Genomic DNA, 19,361 nt, shown 5'->3' with positions numbered 1-19,361 from the left:
GAGTCCAGTATAGGTAGGCATTGTTAGGATAAGAACACGTATGGATTCAGGTGCGATATGCAAAAATGTTGCATGTCCCGCAGCGATGTCCCCCATGGCTTCTCGACGGTCCGGCCCGGCGGTGGGGGTGAAGGGAAGGACCTGATACGCAGGCATAAAAAAGCGCGACGCAAGGAACTTGGTCGCGCTTGGGGCCTTACGCCCCAGGGAGGCGCCAGGGGTTGGCGCCACGTGGGTCGCGTCAGTGACTGCTGGCGGCGGCTGCGCCGAAGCCGGTCTGGGCCCGCACGAACTGGTCGGCGTAGGCGGCGCGCTCGGCCTGGGCGCGCTTGCTGCGGTCCAGCTTGGAGACCAGCACTATGGTGACGAAGGCCAGCGGCATGGAGAACAGCGCGGGCTGGTCGTAGGGGAACAGCGCCTCGGCATGGCCCAGCACGCCGACCCACACCGAGGGCGAGCCGATCACCAGGGCCAGGGCGCTGATCAGGCCGGCCAGGCCGCCATAGACCGCACCACGGGTGGTCAGGCCGTCCCAGTACATGGCCATGATCAGCACCGGGAAGTTGGCCGAGGCGGCCACGCCGAAGGTCAGGCCGACCAGGAAGGCGATGTTCATCTGCTCGAAGAGAATGCCCAGGCCGATGGCGACCATACCGATGGCCACCGTGGCGATGCGCGAGACGCGCATCTCGTCCTTCTCGTTGGCGCGGCCTTTCTTCAGCACCGAGGCGTAGAGGTCATGGGAGATGGCCGAGGCGCCGGCCAGGGCCAGGCCGGCGACCACCGCGAGAATGGTGGCGAAGGCCACGGCGGAGAGGAAACCGAGGAACAGGTCGCCGCCCACTGCCTTGGCCAGATGCATGGCCACCATGTTGCCGCCGCCGATCAGGGCGCCACCGAGCTTGCCGTCGACGAAGTACTGCGGGTCGCCGCCGACTATGACGATGGCGCTGTAGCCCAGGGCGCAGACCACGAGGAAGAAGAAGCCGATGAACAGCGTGGCGAACAGCACCGAGCGCCGCGCCTCGCGGGCGTTGGGCACGGTGAAGAAACGCATCAGGATGTGCGGCAGGCCGGCGATGCCGAAGACCAGGCCGAGCGACAGCGACACCGCATTGATCGGGTCGGCCAGCAGGGAGCCGGGGCCCATGATCTGCGCGCCGCTGGCATGCAGGGCCACGGCCTGCTCGGCCAGCGTCTCGAAACTGAAGTCGAAACGCGCCAGTGCCAGCACTGCCAGGGTAGTGCCGCCGCCAAGCAGCAGTACCGCCTTGGTGATCTGCACCCAGGTGGTGGCGAGCATGCCGCCGAAAATCACGTAGACCAGCATCAGCGCGCCGACCACCACTACCGCGGTGCTGTAGTCGAGGCCGAACAGCAGTTTGATCAATTGGCCGGCGCCGACCATCTGCACCACCAGGTAGCAGCACACCACGGTCAGCGAGCCGAGCGCGGCGAAGCTGCGCACGCGGGTCTGGTCCAGCCGGTAGGAGACGATGTCGGCGAAGGTGTAGCGACCCAGGTTGCGCAGGCGCTCGGCCATGAGGAAGGTGACGATGGGCCAGCCAACGAAGAAGCCGATGATGTAGACGAAGCCGTCGTAGCCCCGGGCGAAGACCAGGCTGGACAGGCCCAGCAGGGTGGCCGCCGACATGTAGTCGCCGGCGATCGCCAGACCGTTCTGGAAGCCGCTGATACCGCCGCCGGCGCTGTAGAAATCGGCGGCCGAACGGGTGCGCCGCGCCGCCCACCAGGTGATCGCCAGGGTGGCGAGGACGAAGACGAAGAACATGCCGATGGCGTGCAGGTTGAGCGGCTGTTGCTCGGCCGTCAGGGGGGCGGCCTCGGCCAGTGGTGCACAGAGCGCGAGCAGAAGGGCTGGACGTTTCATACCTGGGACTCCTCGAGGATCTGCGCGCTGATGGCGTCGAAATGCAGGTTGGCGCTGCGCACGTACCAGGCGGTGAGCAGCCAGCACAGCAGGATCAGCGCAGCTCCCAGCGGCAGGCCCAGGCTCAGGTGGCTGCCGGCGTACAGCGGCAGGTGCAGCCAACCGGGAGCGAAGGCCACCAGCATGATGAAGCTGTAGTAGAGGGCCAGCACCAGGGCGCTCAGGGCCCAGGCGAGGCGCGCGCGGCGGCGGGCGAGGCGCTGGAACTTGGGATTGCTGCGGATCAGTGCGCAGGTCAGGGCATGGTTGGCGTGGCTGCTCATGCTGGTGCTCCGTGGTTGTTGTTGTCGGATTGCTGCAGATGTCGTCGCGTGTGGGACGCGGACGCTGGGTACGTGGGAGAGCAGTGCCCGGGCGGGTGGGGGGAGGCGGGTCGTCGTCGACGGCGCTGCCGCGGAGCGATCCGCAGCCGCCGCACACGCCGGTGATGGACCATGCGTTCATGCGCTAAGCCCTGAATTGTTGTTGGAGGGGCCGGCCCGATCTGGTCAGGCGTTGTGACAGGGAGTATATGTAGGCGTATTTACTCTATGAATTGACAAATAAGCCTGACTCATATGCAAAAAAGCACAGCTATGGAGCGAATCAACTGGGACGACCTGCGCTTTTTCCTCGAGGTGGCGCGCAGTCGCACCGCCAGCGCGGCTTCGCGTCGGCTGGGAGTGGACTACACCACGGTGTCGCGGCGCATCCGCGGCCTGGAACAGAGCCTGGGCGCGCTGCTGTTCGAGAAGTCACGCAGCGCCGGCTTCGTCCTGACCAGCGAGGGGCAGCGCCTGCTGGGGCACGTGGAGAGTCTGGAGGGCACGCTGCAGGTCGCCTGCGAACAGGTCTCCGGCAGCACCGGCGGGCTCGCCGGGCATCTGCGCATCGGTTGCACCGAGGCCTTCGGCTCCTGCTTCGTCACGGCGCAGATGAGCCATTTTCTCGACCACTACCCGAACATCTCGGTGGACATCCTGCCGGTGCCGCACTTCATCAGCCTGTCGCGGCGCGAGGCGGACATCGCCATCACCCTGGAACGCCCGGAACGCGGCCCCTATGTCTGCTCGCGGCTGTGCGACTACCGCCTGCGCCTGTACGCCACGCCCGGCTACCTGGCCAACCACGCGCCGATCCGCAGCCGCGACGACCTGGCCGGGCATGCCTTCGTCACCTACGTCGAGGATCTGGCGTTCAGCTTCAAGCTGCTGTACCTCAACGACCTGCTGCCCGGTGCGCACAGCCGCCTGCGCAGCACCAGCGTGGTCGCTCAGTACCACGCGGCCCTGGAGGGCCGCGCGCTGGCGATACTGCCGTGTTTTCTCGCCGGCCCCGATCCGCGCCTGCAGGCGGTACTGCCGGACGAAGTCGAGGTGATGCGGCAGTTCTGGATGTACTACAGCGAGGATCTGCGCAAGCTCAAGCGAGTCACCCTGGTGGCCGAGTACCTGCGTGCCTGCGCCGAACTCAATCGCGACCTGCTGCTGGGCGAGTCGACGCAGATGGTCTACCTGCCGAGTCTCTAGGCCGACGGGCGCCAGCGCGAATCGGCAGGCGCGCCGGTGGCCAGGCAGAAGCAGCCGGCGGCGGGCGAGCCCAGCGCCAGCAGGGCCCGATCCAGGGCCTCCGAATCGAGCGCGGCCACCGCCTCGCGCAGCCGCTGCAGTTGTCCAGCGTCGTCCCCAAGTTGCCAGAGCAGGGTCGCGGCCTCGCCCGGGGCTAGTTTTGCGGGGGCGAGACGGGCCAGCAGCAGTTCGCGCTGGCGCGCCAGGTCGAGACCTGCCAGTGGTACGCGCTGGGCGTCGATAAAGGCCTGCACATGACCGAGCAGCGTGTGGGCGTCGGCGTATGGCGATTGCACGGCGAACAACAGGCCATCCAGCCCGGCCAGGCGCCGATGACCGGCGAACACGCCGTAGCCCAGCCCCAGTCGCTGACGCCAGTGGTGATGGAAGGGCGCCTGCAGCCACTGGCCGAGCAGGCGCGCGGCCGCCTGTTCGGCGGCACTACCCTGGCCGCTCGGAACGAACAGCAGCAGCGCCTGTTCGCCGGCCATCGGCTCGACCTCCAGCCACAGCCGCTGCTCCAGTCGCGGGCGCTGCGACGGCCAGCGCCCGGCTTGCCCCGGCGCCGCGTTCCACAGCGCACAGACCGCGTGCCACTGCGCGTCGTCCAGGCCCAGGGCCAGGCCGTCGCGGCGGCAATCGCTCAACCTCACCGGGTCGCCAGGCGGATGCAGCTGGCGCGTCAGCTCGCTTTCCAGGCGTTGCCACAGGCGGCGCAGGAACATCGCCGCGGATGGCGAGGGCGTCGGCGCCGGCTGGGGAAGCGGGGCATTGTCCAGGGCGTCCAGGCTGGCGCGCAGCAGGTCCGGCAGCAGCGGCGCGGGTCCGCTCAGGCGCAACTCACACAGCTCGCCGCCGGAACTCAGACCCAGCTCCAAGCCGGCGCGCCGGGTCGTCGTGGCGAGCGCTTGCACGGCGCCCTGCAGCAGGCCGCCGGGCGGCGAGTAGCCCGGCGCTGCCTGCCAGCGTAGAAACAGCGCTCCATAGGCATGGCCGCCGGGCAGGCGCTCGCGGCGCAGGCCTGTGGCATTGCTCGGCGCCGTCGTACCGCTCGGGCCACGCTGCTGCAGCCAGGGATTGGCCGAGAGCAGCTGCCAGTGCGGCGGGGTGGCCGCGTGCCGCGCCACTGCGCCGCACTGGCCGACCAGACGCAGCAGGTTGCCGAGCTGCAGCTGGGGCAGGATCTCGCGCAGTACGTCCTCGTCCGGCGCCGGCGTCTCGCCGACCTGCAACCAGTGGCGCAGCAGACCCAGCGGTTCCACCGTACTGGCCTGGCGCGCCAGCCATCGGCGATGTTCGGTACTCAGCGCGCCCCAGTCCTGGCGGGCGAAGAACGCCAGCCAGTCGAACAGCAGCTCGAGCACCGCGGTTTCGCCGTCCGCGGCGATGCTGCCCAGGTCGAGTTGCAGCAGTGCCTGATCCTGGTGGTGGTAGGCCAGGCTCGCCTGTACCGGACCGCCCAGGCCGCGTTCGGCCAGGCTGGCGGCCCAGCCGCCGGGGGCGTCGTGCTGCAGTTGCTGGCAGAGCCACTGCAGCGCCGGCGCGGCGCCGTCCGGCAGTTGCTGCAGGGTAAACAGCAGGCACAGACCGGGGCGCGCCATCGCCACGCGGCTGTGGCGCGGCGGCAGCAGGGCCGGCGGCGGCGGGCGCGGCGTGGGCGTAGCGGCACGCAGGCGATTGCCCTCGCGTTCGGCGAGCTCGCGCAATTGCTCCGGCGGCTGCGGGCCGAGCAGCACCAGGCGGGCCTGGCCGGCGTGGTAGAAATCCCGGTGGAAGCGGCGCAGGGCCTGCTGAAACCCCTCTTGCTGCAGCGCCAGGCTGGCGCGCTCGCCGGCGTGGCAGCGCGCCAGCGGGTGCCGCGCCGGCACGGCCTCGGCCAGGGCCCGGCTGGCGGCGCTCAGGTCGTCGCGCGACCAGGCCAGGTATTCGGCGTGCAGCACCTCGCGCTCGGCGTGCTGCTGGCGCAGATCCAGGGTCGGCGCGGCGAGCATGTCGCACAACCGCGCCAGGCCGGCGTCGACGGCGGCCGTCGGCAGCTCGAAGAAATAGTCGGTGTGGCGTTCGCGGGTGCTGGCGTTGGCCTGGCCGCCGTGCTCCATCGTCAGGGGCAGCAGGCCGTCCTGCGCAGCGAAGTGGCGGCTGCCGAGAAACACCAGGTGTTCGAGGAAATGCGCCAGTCCCGGGTACTCCGGCGGTTCGTCGTGGCTGCCGGCGCCGATGCGCAGGGCGGCGCCGCAGCGGTTCAGCCAAGGCGCGTGCAGCAGGGTCACGTGCAGGCCATTGCTCAGGCGCAGGTGCTGCACGTTTGGGCTGGGCATTCAGCGAACCCGGGCGATCAATCGTGAGGTGGCGGCGTTGCGAAAGGTCAGCTCGGCGATGGCTTGCTCGGCCTGCTCGGCCTCATCGCGGGCGGTGAGGATCACGCCGTGATGGGCCGACTTGCTGCACACCGGGTCGGCGTTGCTGGCGTCGCCGGTGAGCAGGAAGGCCTGGCAGCGACAGCCGCCGAAGTCCTTGTGCTTCTCGTCGCAGCTGCGGCAGGGCTCGGGCATCCAGGCGTCGCCGCGGAAATGGTTGAAGCCCGGCGAGTCGTGCCAGATCTGTCGCAGCGGCATCTGCCGCACGTTGGGGAACTCGATCGGTAGCTGCCGCGCGCTGTGGCACGGCAGCGCGGTGCCGTCCGGGGTGATGTCGAGGAACAGGCTGCCCCAGCCGTTCATGCAGGCCTTGGGGCGCTCCTCGTAATAATCCGGGGTGACGAAGATCAGCTTGCACGGGTGGTTCTCGACCGCGAGCCTGTCACGCCATTGATTGGTAATGCGTTCGGCGCGTTCCAGCTGCGCACGGGTCGGCAGCAGCCCAGCGCGGTTGAGCTCCGCCCAGCCATAGAACTGACAGGTGGCGAGCTCGACGAAGTCTGCCTCCAGCTCAAGGCACAGCCTGATGATGCGCTCGATATTGTCGATATTGTGCCGGTGGGTGACGAAGTTGAGCACCATCGGATAGCCGTGGGCCTTGACCGCACGGGCCATCGCCAGCTTCTGGGCGAAGGCCTTCTGCGAGCCGGCCAAGAGGTTGTTCACCTCCTCGTCGGCGGCCTGGAAACTGATCTGGATATGATCCAAGCCCGCCGCGGCGAACTCGGCGATGCGAGCCTCGGTCAGGCCGATGCCGGAGGTTATCAGGTTGGTGTAGTAGCCCAGGCCACGTGCCGCCGCGATCAGCTCGGCCAGATCCTGACGCACTAGCGGCTCACCGCCGGAAAAACCCAGTTGCACCGCGCCCAGCTCACGGGCCTGGCGAAACACCTCGATCCACTCGGTGGTCGACAGCTCGGTGCCCTGCTGGGCGAAATCCAGCGGGTTGGAGCAGTACGGGCACTGCAGCGGGCAGCGATAGGTCAGTTCGGCCAGCAGCCAGAGCGGCGGGCCGAGCGGGGTGTCAGGCGAGTTGCAGCCAGAACTTGTCACGGGCCACCTCCATAAACTGTTCAACGTCGTCGCCCAACTCCGCGACCTCGGGATAGCGCGCCTTCAGTTCGGCGACGATGGCGGCAACGCTGCGTCGACCGTCGATCAGGCTGGCGATGGCGCCGGCGCTGTCGTTGAGCTTGACCATGCCCTCCGGGTAGAGCAGTACATGGGCCTGCTGCGCCGGTTCCCATTGCAGGCGGTAGCCGGGGCGCAGGCGCGGGACCAGGCGACGGTCGAAGCCGCTCACAGGGCGATCCCCCGATGCCAGACGCGTTCGGCGGTCACCGTGTGGTACGGCGGGCGCTGCAGCTCGTAGGCCATGCTCATGGCGTCGAGCATGCTCCACAGCACGTCGAGCTTGAACTGCAGGATATTTAGCATGCGCTCTTGCGCCTCGCGGGTGCGGTAGTGCTCCAGGGTGATGCGCAGGCCATGCTCGACGTCGCGCCGCGCCTGGCTCAGACGATTGCGGAAGTAGTCGTAGCCGGCCGCGTCGATCCAGGGATAGTGCTGCGGCCAGGCGTCCAGGCGCGACTGGTGGATGGTCGGGGCGAACAGCTCGGTCAGCGAGCTGCTGGCCGCTTCCTGCCAACTGGCTCGGCGGGCGAAGTTGACGTAGGCGTCGACGGCGAAGCGCACACCGGGCAATACCAGCTCCTGCGACAGCACCTGCTCGCGCTCCAGGCCAACCGACTCGGCCAGGCGCAGCCAGGCTTCGATGCCGCCTTCCTCGCCTGGAGCCCCATCGTGGTCGAGGATGCGCTGAATCCACTCGCGGCGGGTTTCCCGGTCCGGGCAGTTGGCCATGATCGCGGCGTCCTTGAGCGGAATATTGACCTGATAGTAGAAGCGGTTGGCCACCCAGCCCTGGATCTGCTCGCGGCTGGCCCGGCCTTCGTACATGACCCGGTGGTAGGGATGGTGAATGTGGTACAGCGCGCCCTTGGCGCGCAGCGCCTGCTCAAATTCGGCAGGTGTCATGGCAGGTTGGCTCATCGACGCTCCGGATTTTTGTTGTTGGCCCGTTACAGGTGGATGCTCATGCCATCGAACGCGACCTCAATGCCGCGGGCGTCCAGTTCGGCACGCTCGGGCGAGTCCAGGTCGAGAATCGGGTTGGTGTTGTTGATATGGATCAGGATCTTGCGCGCCGCCGGCAGGCCATCGAGCACCTCGAGCATGCCGCCTGGGCCGCTCTGCGGCAGATGGCCCATCTCGCTGCCGAGCTTGTCGCCCACCTCGCACCGGCGCATCTCGTCGTCGCGCCACAGCGTGCCGTCCACCAGCAGGCAATCGGCGCGGCGCATCCAGCCCAGCAGCGGCTCGTCCACCTGACCCAGGCCGGGGGCGTAGAACAAGGTTCCCCCCGTGCGCAGGTCCTCGATAAACAGGCCGATGTTGTCGCCCGGATGCGGATTGCCGCGGTGCGGCGAATACGGCGGCGCGCTGCTGCGCAGGGCGATGGCGGTGAGGCGCAGCCCAGGACAGGCGGGGATGGTGAACGGCTTGGCATCCAGCTCGATCAGCTGGTGCTGCAGGCCGCCGTTCCAGTGGCTGAGCATGTTGAACAGCGGAAAGCCGCTGGTCAGGTCCTGATGGACCATCTCGGTACACCAGACCTGGTGCGGGCAGCCTTCGCGCAGGGTCAGCAGGCCGGTGCAGTGATCGATCTGGCTGTCGAGCAGGACGATGCCGGCGATCGCCGTGTCGCGCAGCTGGCGCGCCGGTTGTAGCGCCGGGAAGGCCTCGAGCTGGGCGCGGATGTCCGGCGAGGCATTGCACAGGACCCACTCGCCGCCGTCATCGGAAAGGGCGATGGACGACTGGGTACGCGGCTGCGCCCGCAGGGTGCCGGCGCGCACGCCGCGGCAGTTGCGGCAGTTGCAGTTCCACTGGGGAAAACCGCCGCCGGCGGCGGAACCGAGAATCCGAATATGCATCTGGGCCTCGCGCGGCAAAAATCAGGCCCCGGCAGGCCGGGGCGGGAAACGCGGCGCGCCCGGCGCGCCGCGGCAGGCTCAACGGTTGGCGAAGTACAGGGTCACTTCGAAGCCGATGCGCAGGTCGGTGTAGCTAGGTTTGGTCCACATGCTGCTGTTCCTCCGGTGCTTGGGGTGGTGTCCACGGGCGGGCCGAGCCCGCCCATGGGGGTCAGGGTCTGGCGGCTTGCTGCGCCTTGAGATGGTCCTCGTACTCGCGGCTCATCACATAGGCCTTGATCTGTTCCACCTCGGCCGCGCTCAGCGAGTTCTTGAAGGATGGCATGCCCAGCGGACGGAGGATGCCGTCCCGGACGATCTGCTGGAAGTTGTCGCGGCGCCATTGATCCGTATGGCGCAGGTCGGGGATCAGGCCGCCGCTGACGGCGCCGACGCCGTGACACATCGAGCAGTAGTTGCCGTACAGCAGCTTGCCGGCGTCCAGGTCCGCGGCACTCGCTTGGACCGCTTGCGGCGTGCGCTGCACGGCGGCCGTGGTCGCCTGCGGCAGCGGCGGCAGGCTGCTCTGGCCGCCGAGCTTGAACACCAGCAGGCGGCTGAGGTTGCGCACCCCGGGCGCCAGCGCCGCGTCGCCGCCGAACAGCGGCGCCACGCCGCCCCAGCCGGCCATGACCGCCACGTACTGTTCGCCGTCCAGGCTGAAGCTGATGGGGGCGGCGACTATGCCGGTCTGCGCGGCGAAGCTCCACAGGCGCTGTCCCTTGTCCGCCGAGTAGGCGTGCAGCTGGCCGTCGGCGGTGCCCTGGAACACCAGGTTGCCGGCGGTGCTCAGGGTGCCGCCGTTCCAGTAGAAGCTATGCGGCACGCGCCAGGCCTCGCGCTGGCGTACCGGGTCCCAGGCCAGCAGGGCGCCGCTCACCGCATCGCGGGGTATCTCGTGGGTGTCGCTGAAGCCGGTACCGGTGTTGAAGCCGTCGATCTTTTTGAACGTGGCCCCCTCGTTGCGATAGACGCCGGGGATTTCCTGGTAGGGGATGTACATCAGCCCGGTCTGCGGGTTGAACGACATGGAGTGCCAGTTGTGCGCGCCGAACGGGCTCGGCCACATCACCACCTGCTCCTTCTCGTAGCGCGAGCCGGGCACCTCCACCGGGCGGCCGGTGGCCAGGTCGACCTTCTCGGCCCAGGTCACCTTGCCGAACTTTTCCGCCGAGAGCAGTTCGCCGGTGGCGCGATCGAGCACATAGAAGAAGCCGTTCTTCGGCGCCTGCATCAGCACCTTGCGCGGCTTGCCGTCCAGCTCCAGGGTGGCCAGGGTGATCTGCTGGGTGGCGGTGAAGTCCCAGGTTTCGCCCGGTGTGGTCTGGTAGTGCCAGAGCAGCTTGCCGCTGTCCGGGCGTAGGGCCAGGATCGACGACAGGTACAGGTTGTCGCCGCCGCCCGGACTGCGGATCTCGCGGTTCCACGGCGAGCCGTTGCCGGTACCGATGTACAGCAGGTCCAGTTCGGGGTCGTAGGCCATGCTGTCCCACACGGTGCCGCCGCCGCCGAGCTTCCAGTACTGGTCGCCCTTCCAGGTCTTGGCCGCTTCGGCCAGTTCGGGGTGCTCGTAGGGCTGGGCCGGGTCGCCCGGCACCGTGTAGAAGCGCCAGGCCATCTTGCCGGTCTCGGCATCGTAGGCGGAGAAGAAGCCGCGCACGCCGTACTCGGCCCCGCCGTTGCCGATGATCACCTTGCCCTTCACCACCCGTGGCGCGCCGGTGATGCTGTAGGGCTTGGTCGGGTCGGTGGTCTGTTCGCTCCAGACCTCGCGGCCGGTCTTGGCGTCCAGGGCGATCAGGCGACCGTCCAGGGCTCCGACGTAGACCTTGCCGTTCCACAGGGCGACGCCGCGGTTGACCGCGTCGCAGCAGGCGTAGCGGGAGCGGCCGCGATCCACTTGGGGATCGAACTGCCACAGGCGCTTGCCGCTGCGCAGGTCCACGGCCATCACCCGGCTCCAGGACAGCGAGGCGTAGAGCACGCCGTCGGACACCAGCGGGGTGGCCTCCAGGCCACGGTTGTTTTCCAGATCCATGTACCAGGCCAGGCCCAGCTTGCCGACGTTGCCGGCGTCGATCTGCTTGAGCGGGCTGAAGCGCTGCTCGGCATAGGTGCGGCCATGGCTGAGCCATTCGCTGCCGTCTTGCTCGCTGGCACGGATGGCGGCCTCGTCGACCTTGGCGGCCTGGGCGCTACCGGCGACCAGCAGCGCAGTCAGCATGCAGACGAGACGGCGTGATTGAGGGAGGGTAGGCATCACGTGAAACTCCTGTTGTTGTTGGAATGGGAAGGCAAGCGGCGGTGCTTAGAAAACGTGTAGCAGGCGCAGGTTGACCCGTCCCTGCTCCTTGAAGCCATTGTCCACCGAGAGGTCGCGGCCGAAATTGACCAGCAGCTGGTCGCGCGGGGTGAAGAACCAGCTGGCGCCGACGCTGAACTTGCTGGTGTTGGGTTTATCGTCCATGTCCAGGCCGTCCACCTCGGTCTCGCCGCCCCACAGGCGCGAGACGCCGGCGCGCAGGTCGAAGCGTTCGTTGACGTGGTAGCGCAGGAACGCCTGGGCCTGGAACAGCGGCTTCTGCTTGAGAGTCTGGCTGGCGGGGCCGAAGTCGTCGTTCTTGCCGAAGAAGGTCACGTCGCCCACCAGGTCGAGGCTGAACTTGTCGCCCAGGCCCTCGATGTAGCCGGCCTGCAGCGCACCCTTCCAGCGGTTCTCGCCGAGGTTGATGGCGCGGTCGTTGTCGTAGCTGCCGGTGGGCAGCCAGAGGTAGGGGGTGATGCCGAAGTAGCGGCGCTGTTCCGGCTGGTTCACCAGCCATACGGTGGCGGCCAGGATCAGGTCGCCGGTGCCGCTGTCGCTGCCCAGGGTCGACAGATCGTCCTGGGCGCGCACGTTGCCGAAGGGCAGGAGGAACTGCGGGTCGACGATGTAGCTGCCCAGTTCCATGAAGTGCACGCCGCGCAGGATGCCGATGTCCGAGTCCAGGCCGGCGTCCAGCGGCAGCTTGTCGCCGTTGGCGTAGAGGCGGTTGCGTTCGGCGTGCTGGTAGTAGAGCAAGCCCAGGTTGGTGCCGGCAGGCAGGGCGGTGTAGTCGCCGGCGTCGACGTCGACCGCCGAGGCGCTGGCGGAGAAGCCGGCCAGCAGGCCGAATAGGGAAGCATGCAGCCACTGCCGGGCCAGTTTGGGCCGAGCCGCATTTGTGCTCAATTTCATGACATCACCTTTATTGTTTTTGTTTAAGATCATAGTGCTACCGGGTTTCTCTCCGGACGCTGTGAGGTCATTGAGCAGAGTCTATGCCAGCTTTTTTATTTCGGCAAAAAACCAATCTAAATCAATGACTTATATAACAACAAGAGTCCTCTAGCAGGGCGCGAGCACCGCCTCGCCGTAGCGCTGTTTCAAACTGAGACAGTGGCTCGGGGCCGGGCTGGCCCAGTTCGAGACACCAGGCCGTGAGACATATGCCATGCACAGATCCAGTGACCCCGCCGCGACGCCCACCTCGGGCAAGCATCTGGTCGATTCACAGGTGGTCGCCCGTTCCTGGCAGCGTTCGCAGCACTACGGCCTGTGCCAGCGCGACAAGCTACTGTTCGAGGCACCACTGGTGGCCAGCGGTAAGCAGATCGCCGAGCGCGACCGCCTACTGCTGGGCTGCGCCATGCCCGAGATGCAGCAGCTGCATGCGGCGCTGGCACCGCAGGATTGGGTGCTGGCCTGCATCGACCTGGAGGGCGTGGTGCTTAGCAGCCTGAGCGGGCGCGGCGCCGGCACCCGCGAGCTGAGCCAGGTATTTCGCATCGGCGCGCAGATTTCCGAGCAGAACGTTGGCACCACGGCTCCGGGCTGCGCCCTGGCCGAGCGCGAGTCGGTGTTCTTCGTCGGTGAGGAGCACTATCTGGAGGAGGCCCGCCAGTTCTCCTGCCTGGCCACGCCGATCTTCGGCCTGGACGGCGGCATAGTCGGGGTGTTGGACGCCAGCAGCCGGCAGGGCGCGCCCTCTGTCTACACTCTGGAGTCGCTGGTGTTCGCCGCCCGCGCCATCGAGAATCGCCTGTTCGCCCAGCTCGGCGAGGTGCTGCTGGTGCACCTGCACCATCGTCTGGACATACTCGGCACGCCGCTGGAGGGGCTGCTGGCCTTCGACCCGGCGGGCAAGCTGCGTTGCGCCAACCGCATCGCCGGCCAGTTGCTGCATCTGGGCGAGGTGCGCGCCGGCCTGGACTTCGCCGAACTGTTCGACATGCCCTTTGCCCACGCCGCCTGTTATCGCCGCCACGATCTCAGCGCGCCGCTGCGCCTACGCAGTCACCATGGCGGCGAACTGCACGCTTGCATCACCCAGGACTCGCCGCAGCGGACGGCACCGACGCTTGCCGAGACGCCGCGTCCGCGGCGCACCGCCGAGTCGCTGCCGGCCCCGCAGAGCGGCCCCTGCCTGCAGGACCCGGCGCTGCAGGATGCCCTGGCGCGGGCGCGCAAGGCCTTTGCCCGCGATATCCCGGTGCTGATCAATGGCGAGACGGGCACTGGCAAGGAGGTCTTCGCCCGCCTGCTGCATGAGGGCAGTGCGCGGGCCGGCGAAGCCTTCGTGGCCATCAACTGCTCGTCGATTCCGGCCAGCCTGATCGAGTCGGAGCTATTCGGCCATGTCGAAGGCGCCTTCACCGGCAGCCGCAAGGGCGGCGCCATCGGCAAGATCGAGCAGGCGCACAAGGGCACGCTGTTTCTCGACGAGATCGGCGACATGCCGCTGGAGCTGCAGGGCCGTCTCTTGCGCGTGCTGCAGGAGCGCAGCCTGAGCCGCCTGGGCAGCAACCAGCTGATCAAGGTGGACTGCGCGCTGATCTGCGCCACCCACCGTGACCTGCAGCAGCTCAGCGCCGAGCAGGGCTTTCGCGAGGACCTCTACTACCGCATCAACGGCCTGCGCGTGAGCCTGCCGGCACTGCGCGAGCGGCGCGACCTGGCGGCGCTGATCCAGCACCTGCTGCGCGCCGAGACCGACGCACAGCAGCCTCTCCAGCTGAGCCCAGCGGCGCTGCAGGCGCTGCTGGACTATCACTGGCCGGGCAATATCCGCCAGCTCTACCAGTGCCTGCGCCTGGCTGCGGCGCTGGCCGAGGACGACGGCGAGATCGGCGTGCAGCACCTGCCGGACGAGGTGCGCGCCGGCCGCGGCGAACAGGCCGCGGCGGTGGCGAACGAAGGGCTGACGGCGGAGGCGGGGAGTACGCTGCAGCGTGCCGAGGCGCGGGCCATTCGCGCCGCGGTGGAGGCCGCCGGCGGCAACCTCTCGGCCGCCGCGCGCAGCCTGGGCATCGCCCGCGCGACGCTGTATCGCAAGCTCAAGGGAATGGAGCAGGGGTAGCGAGCCGCTTGCCTGCGCGGCGGCCGTCGCCGAAGCGGCGAATCAGCCCGCGGTGGTGGGATCGATGATGCCGCGCACTTCGGCCACCTGGTTGACCGGGAAGCCGCCTTGCGCGGCATGCTCGCGTACCTGGGCCTCGGTGGCGGCGATGTACAGGCAGTAGACCCGGTCGTCCGTCACGTAGCTGTGTAGCCACTGGATCTGTGGCCCCATGGCGTTGAGTACGGCGCAGGAGCGCTGCGAGATGGCCTGCAGCTCCTCGACGGTGAGCTGCCCGGCGCCGGGAATATCGCGCTCGATCAGGTATTTCGGCATGTCGGTTTCCTTGTCGGTTGGGGCGCCACTGGCGCGCCCGGAAGAAAAAGGGCAGGGCGCCGCTCGGGACGGCATCCCACCTGCAAAACTCACAACTTGATCATCACGGTCTTCAGTTCGGTGTAGTGCTCGATGGCGGCGGCGCCCATCTCGCGGCCGATGCCGGACAGCTTGTGGCCGCCAAACGGCAAGACCGGGTCGAGGGCGCTATGGCAGTTGACCCACACAGAGCCGGAGCGGATGCGCGGAATCATCCGGTGCACCGCTCCGAGGTCATTGGACCAGATGCTGGCACCCAGGCCGTAGGGGTTGTCGTTGGCCAGGCACACCACCTCGTCGATATCGTCGAAGGGCATGGCCACCAGCACCGGGCCGAAGATTTCTTCTTGCACCAGGCGGTGGCGCTGGTCGACGTCCACCAGCACCGTCGGCTGGACGAAGTAGCCGGGGCCGAAACCTTCGCCGCCGCAAGCAACGGTGGCGCCCAGCTCGCGGCCCAGGTTGATATAGCCGGTGACCCGATCCTGCTGCTTGGCGGAGATCAGCGGGCCCATCTGCACGCTGGGGTCGAGGCCGTTGCCCAGCTTCATGCCGTTGGCGATGGCGGCGATGTCGGCCACCACGTTGTCGAAGTGCTTGCGCTGCACGTACAGGCGCGAGCCGGCGCAGCACACCTGACCCTGGTTGAAGAAGATGGCGCTGGCGGCGCCGGCGGCGGCCTGCTGCAGGTCGGCATCAGCCAGCACGATGGTCGGCGATTTGCCACCCAGCTCCAGGGTCACGCGGGTCATGTTGTCCATGGCCGCCTTGCCGATCTGCTTGCCCACCTCGGTGGAGCCGGTGAAGGTCAGCTTGTCCACTCCGGGGTGGCTGGACAGCGCCGCGCCGGCGTTCAGGCCGGTGCCGGTGACCACGTTGAACACCCCGGCCGGGTAGCCGGCCTCCTGAACCAGCTCGGCGAGCTTCAGTGCGCTCAGCGGGGTTTCGTCGGCCGGTTTGAGCACCAGGGTGCAGCCGCTGGCCAGCGCCGGACCGAGCTTCCAGCAGGCCAGCAGCAGCGGAAAGTTCCAGGCCACGATGGCGCCTACCACCCCCACCGCCTCGCGGCGGATATAGGCGTGGAAATCCTCGTTCGGCATCAGGGGCAGGGATGGCTCCACCGTGCTGCCCTCGATCTTGGTGGCCCAGCCGGCCATGTAGCGCAGAAAGTCGATGCACAGCTGTACGTCCATGGCGCGGGCCACCTGGACGCTCTTGCCGTTGTTCAGGCATTCCAGCTCGGCCAGCACGTCGGCGTCACGCTCGATCAGGTCGGCCAGGCGCCACAGCAGGTTCTGCCGTTCGCGCGGGCGGGTGCGGCTCCAGGCGGAGTCGTAGAAGGCAGTGCGGGCGGCCTGCACGGCGCGGTCCACGTCCGCGGCGCTGGCCGAGGGGACGCTGGCCAGCGGCTCGCCGGTGGCCGGGTTGCGCACCTGCAGGCAGTTGCCGTTGGCGGCATCCAGCCATTGGGCGCCGATCAGCATGCGTTGCGGTCTGGCGAGGAAATCGAGGGTTTTACGGTGGAGCGGCAGGGTTGCCATGGGCGAAGCCTCTTGTCGTGGTCTTGTGCCGGGGGCTTGAGCAACGCCTGTGCCACTGTCGGCAAAGCCTTGCCAGGCGCCGTCGAGGGCGGCTCTGCCGATGAAAGTGGAGAAATCCGGCTGTATCGAAGCCATACAGCTGTCGCAAAACGAGACAGTGACGCTGCCCGCCGGAAACCACGCAACCTGCGCAGGAGCCGGGAACCGGCGGCTTGCGCCTGCTTGGCATGCTTCCTGTTGGGAGTGCCGGCGATTTCCGCGCTCGCGGATTTCCCATAACAAGCACAACAAGTGGGTACCGACATGACTCAGCTCAGCTACACCCGCGGCCCGCAGGACAACCCCCTGCTGGCCATGACCATCGGCGAAGCCTTCGATGCCACGGTGCGTCTGCACGCTCGCCGCGAGGCGCTGGTGGTGCGCCATCAGAACCTGCGTTACAGCTGGGGCGAACTGGCCGAGGTGGTCGAGGACTGCGCCCGCGGCCTGCTCGCCCTCGGCCTGCTGCCGGGCGACCGGGTCGGCATCTGGGCACCGAACTGCGCCGAGTGGTGCATCGCTCAGTTCGCCATGGCGAAGGTCGGCGCGATCCTGGTCAACATCAATCCGGCCTACCGTCTTAGCGAGCTGGAGTACGTACTGAAGCAGTCCGGCTGCCGCTGGCTGATTTGTGCCGAGCAGTTCAAGAGTTCCGACTACCACGCCATGCTCGCCGAGCTGATCCCGGAGTTGGCCGATAGCCCGCCCGGTGGGCTGCATGCCACGCGGCTTGCCGACCTGCGCGGAGTGATCAGCCTGGGGCGCACGCCGACCGCCGGGATGCTCGGCTGGGCCAAGCTGCTTGGCCTGGCCGGGCAGATCTCGCGCGACGTGCTGCGTCGTCGTCAGGCCCAGTTGCAGTTCGACGACCCGATCAACATCCAGTACACCTCGGGCACTACCGGCTTTCCCAAGGGTGCGACGCTGAGCCACTACAACATCCTCAACAACGGCTACATGGTCGGCGAGAGCCTGGGCCTGAGCGAGCACGACCGCCTGGTGATCCCGGTGCCGCTGTACCACTGCTTCGGCATGGTCATGGGCAACCTCGGCTGCCTGACCCACGGCAGCACCATGATCTATCCGGGCGATGCCTTCGACCCGCTGAGCACCCTGCAGGCGGTGGCCGAGGAACGCGCCACGGTGCTTTATGGCGTGCCGACCATGTTTATCGCCGAGCTGGATCATCCGCGTCGCGCCGAGTTCGACCTGTCCAGCCTGCGCACGGGGATCATGGCCGGCGCCACCTGCCCGATCGAGGTGATGAAGCGGGTGATCGGCGAGATGCACATGGCCGAGGTGCAGATCGCCTACGGCATGACCGAGACCAGTCCGGTGTCGACCCAGACAGGCCCGACCGATGATCTCGAGCGCTGCGTCACCAGCGTCGGTCGCACCCAGCCGCACCTGGAGAGCAAGATCGTCGACGAGCAGGGCAACATGGTACCGCGCGGGCAGATCGGTGAGCTGTGCACCCGCGGCTACAGCGTGATGCTGGGTTACTGGAACAACCCCGAGGCCACCGCCGAGGCGATCGACGGGGCGCGCTGGATGCACACCGGCGACCTGGCGGTGATGGACGAGGCGGGCTACGTCAGCATCGTCGGGCGCAACAAGGACATGATCATCCGCGGTGGCGAGAACGTGTACCCGCGCGAGATCGAGGAGTTCCTGTTCGGCCACCCGGCGGTGGCCGACGTGCAGGTGGTGGGCATTCCCGATGAGCGCTACGGCGAGGAGATCGTCGCCTGGGTCAAATGCCATCCGGGGCACGAGGCCAGCGACGAGCAGTTGCGTGCGTTCTGCAAGGGGCGCATCGCCCACTTCAAGGTGCCGCGGCATTTCCTCTTCGTCGAGGCCTTCCCCATGACCGTGACCGGCAAAGTGAAGAAATTTCGCATGCGCGAGCTCAGCATCGAGCAATTGGCGCCGGCCAGGGCCGGCTGATGCTTGGCGGCGATTGTCTGCACGCTCGGCGCCTGCCACAGTGCGCGTCCAACACCTGCGGCAAGCACGGAGTCCGATGACCGCCAGCACCACCGAGAAAGGCACTATCTCTGTCCACCTAGTCGCCGAGGCGCTGCTCGAGCTGCGCCGCCGCGGCCTGCCCGACGAGCCGCTGCTGCAGCAGGCCGGCATCGCTCCGGCGCAACTGCAGCGGCCCTACGCACGGGTTTCCGCCCAGGCCTACGCGCGCCTGTGGCGGGCCATCGCCGCGGCGATGGACGACGAGTTCTTCGCCATGGATGGGCGGCGCATGAAGTCCGGCAGTTTCGCCTATATGGCCCACGCAGCGCTGAGCGAGCCGGACATCGGCAGTGCGTTGCAGAGCATGCTGCATTTTCTCGGCCTGGTGTTCGATGACCTGCAAGTGCGTCTGGAGCGCCAGGGCAGCCTGGCGCAGATCGTCCTCTACGAGGACGGCAGACCACCGTGCCGGGCCTTCGCCTGCTTTACCCTGTGGCTGATGCTGCACGGCCTGGCCTGCTGGCTGGCTGGACGGCGCATCGCCATCCTCGGCGTCGAGCTGCGCTGCTCAGCGCCGGACTATTGCGGCGACTACCGGGTGATGTTCAGCGACCACCTGCGCTTCGAGCGACCGCACAACCGCCTGTCGTTCAACGCCGACTGCCTGGCCCTGCCGGTGCGCCGTAGCGCACGCGAACTCAGGCGCTTCCTCGCCGGTGCGCCGGGCAACATCCTGGTGCGCTACCGCGACCCGCAGAGTCTGGGGGCGCGGATCAAGGCCTACCTGCGTAGCCTCAAGCCGGAACGTTGGCCGGACCTCAATGCGCTGGCCGGGCATTACTACATGGCCCCCTCGACCCTGCGGCGCAAGTTGGCTCAGGAGGGGCAGTCCTATCAGGGGCTCAAGGACCAGGTGCGCAGTGACCTGGCTATTGCTCGGCTGGACGACGGCGCGAGCAACTTCAGCGAACTGGCCTTTGACCTCGGTTTCGCCGATACCAGCGCCTTCTACAAGGCGTTCAAGAAATGGACCGGTACCACCCCGGGGCAATATCGCGCCCTGCATCACCCGGACTGAGCGGCGCTGTCCAAAACGCTCAAACCGATCGACGGCTTTCGACATTGCCGGCC

General features: G+C 67.8%; 16 protein-coding genes. 4 read left to right on the top strand and 12 right to left on the bottom strand.

Annotated elements, in window-relative coordinates:
• Positions 1 to 241: 241 nt before the first annotated feature.
• Positions 242 to 1,891, bottom strand: a complete 1,650-nt coding sequence (locus OUY36_RS11280) for a cation acetate symporter (protein WP_023123339.1) — start codon at positions 1,889 to 1,891, stop codon at positions 242 to 244.
• The gene (locus OUY36_RS11275; protein ID WP_023123338.1) at positions 1,888 to 2,214 is read right to left on the bottom strand and encodes a DUF485 domain-containing protein; all 327 of its coding nucleotides are present in this window, start codon (positions 2,212 to 2,214) and stop codon (positions 1,888 to 1,890) included. Before OUY36_RS11275 ends, OUY36_RS11280 begins: the two co-directional genes overlap by 4 nt.
• Positions 2,215 to 2,508: 294 nt before the next feature.
• On the opposite strand from OUY36_RS11275, the gene OUY36_RS11270 reads away from it, so the two are divergent.
• A complete protein-coding gene (locus OUY36_RS11270; RefSeq protein WP_031654918.1) occupies positions 2,509 to 3,459 on the top strand; it encodes a LysR family transcriptional regulator in 951 nt (316 codons plus the stop codon).
• On the opposite strand, the gene pqqF is transcribed toward OUY36_RS11270, so the two are convergent.
• The 8 genes from pqqF to OUY36_RS11230 form a co-directional block, all read right to left on the bottom strand.
• Positions 3,456 to 5,816 carry a pyrroloquinoline quinone biosynthesis protein PqqF gene (pqqF, locus tag OUY36_RS11265; protein WP_267934383.1) on the bottom strand — a complete coding sequence of 787 codons (2,361 nt, stop codon included), beginning with the start codon at positions 5,814 to 5,816 and terminating at the stop codon, positions 3,456 to 3,458. The two genes, OUY36_RS11270 and pqqF, sit on opposite strands and share 4 nt — an antisense overlap.
• Positions 5,817 to 6,968 (bottom strand): pyrroloquinoline quinone biosynthesis protein PqqE, encoded by a 1,152-nt coding sequence (gene pqqE / locus OUY36_RS11260; RefSeq protein WP_023123335.1) that lies wholly within the window; start codon positions 6,966 to 6,968, stop codon positions 5,817 to 5,819.
• Positions 6,940 to 7,218 (bottom strand): pyrroloquinoline quinone biosynthesis peptide chaperone PqqD, encoded by a 279-nt coding sequence (gene pqqD, locus OUY36_RS11255; RefSeq protein ID WP_023123334.1) that lies wholly within the window; start codon positions 7,216 to 7,218, stop codon positions 6,940 to 6,942. Before pqqD ends, pqqE begins: the two co-directional genes overlap by 29 nt.
• Positions 7,215 to 7,967 (bottom strand): pyrroloquinoline-quinone synthase PqqC, encoded by a 753-nt coding sequence (pqqC, locus tag OUY36_RS11250; protein WP_267934382.1) that lies wholly within the window; start codon positions 7,965 to 7,967, stop codon positions 7,215 to 7,217. The genes pqqD and pqqC overlap by 4 nt, the downstream gene beginning before the upstream one ends.
• A 29-nt stretch (positions 7,968 to 7,996) precedes the next feature.
• Positions 7,997 to 8,911: a pyrroloquinoline quinone biosynthesis protein PqqB gene (gene pqqB, locus OUY36_RS11245; RefSeq protein ID WP_155687753.1), complete on the bottom strand. Its 915-nt coding sequence runs from the start codon at positions 8,909 to 8,911 to the stop codon at positions 7,997 to 7,999.
• A gap of 78 nt (positions 8,912 to 8,989) precedes the next feature.
• Complete coding sequence (gene pqqA / locus OUY36_RS11240; protein WP_003239771.1) at positions 8,990 to 9,061, bottom strand: pyrroloquinoline quinone precursor peptide PqqA; 72 nt, start codon at positions 9,059 to 9,061, stop codon at positions 8,990 to 8,992.
• Between the two features lie 61 nt (positions 9,062 to 9,122).
• Positions 9,123 to 11,210, bottom strand: coding sequence for a PQQ-dependent dehydrogenase, methanol/ethanol family (locus OUY36_RS11235; protein ID WP_267934381.1), 2,088 nt, complete (start codon positions 11,208 to 11,210; stop codon positions 9,123 to 9,125).
• A gap of 48 nt (positions 11,211 to 11,258) precedes the next feature.
• The gene (locus OUY36_RS11230) at positions 11,259 to 12,167 is read right to left on the bottom strand and encodes a transporter (protein ID WP_267934380.1); all 909 of its coding nucleotides are present in this window, start codon (positions 12,165 to 12,167) and stop codon (positions 11,259 to 11,261) included.
• Between the two features lie 256 nt (positions 12,168 to 12,423).
• On the opposite strand from OUY36_RS11230, the gene OUY36_RS11225 reads away from it, so the two are divergent.
• Entirely contained in the window at positions 12,424 to 14,328 is a 1,905-nt protein-coding gene (locus OUY36_RS11225) for a sigma-54-dependent Fis family transcriptional regulator (RefSeq protein ID WP_267934379.1), read from the top strand.
• 42 nt (positions 14,329 to 14,370) lie between these two features.
• Here OUY36_RS11225 and OUY36_RS11220 read toward each other — a convergent pair whose 3' ends face one another.
• Both OUY36_RS11220 and OUY36_RS11215 read right to left on the bottom strand, forming a co-directional pair.
• On the bottom strand, positions 14,371 to 14,643 hold the full coding sequence (locus OUY36_RS11220) for a DUF4242 domain-containing protein (RefSeq protein ID WP_124086882.1): 273 nt from the start codon (positions 14,641 to 14,643) through the stop codon (positions 14,371 to 14,373).
• Positions 14,644 to 14,732: 89 nt separating this feature from the next.
• A complete protein-coding gene (locus tag OUY36_RS11215; protein ID WP_267934378.1) occupies positions 14,733 to 16,223 on the bottom strand; it encodes an aldehyde dehydrogenase family protein in 1,491 nt (496 codons plus the stop codon).
• Between the two features lie 303 nt (positions 16,224 to 16,526).
• On the opposite strand from OUY36_RS11215, the gene OUY36_RS11210 reads away from it, so the two are divergent.
• Together OUY36_RS11210 and OUY36_RS11205 are read left to right on the top strand one after the other, a co-directional pair.
• Positions 16,527 to 18,209 carry an AMP-binding protein gene (locus tag OUY36_RS11210; RefSeq protein ID WP_267934377.1) on the top strand — a complete coding sequence of 561 codons (1,683 nt, stop codon included), beginning with the start codon at positions 16,527 to 16,529 and terminating at the stop codon, positions 18,207 to 18,209.
• 76 nt (positions 18,210 to 18,285) lie between these two features.
• Positions 18,286 to 19,308, top strand: coding sequence for an AraC family transcriptional regulator (locus tag OUY36_RS11205; protein ID WP_267934376.1), 1,023 nt, complete (start codon positions 18,286 to 18,288; stop codon positions 19,306 to 19,308).
• Positions 19,309 to 19,361 lie beyond the last annotated feature (53 nt).

This window comes from Stutzerimonas sp. R40042, from assembly GCF_026642215.1.
Lineage (GTDB): Bacteria > Pseudomonadota > Gammaproteobacteria > Pseudomonadales > Pseudomonadaceae > Stutzerimonas > Stutzerimonas frequens.
The sequence above is the reverse complement of the archived record's forward strand: the minus strand, read 5'-3'. Positions and strand labels throughout refer to the sequence as shown.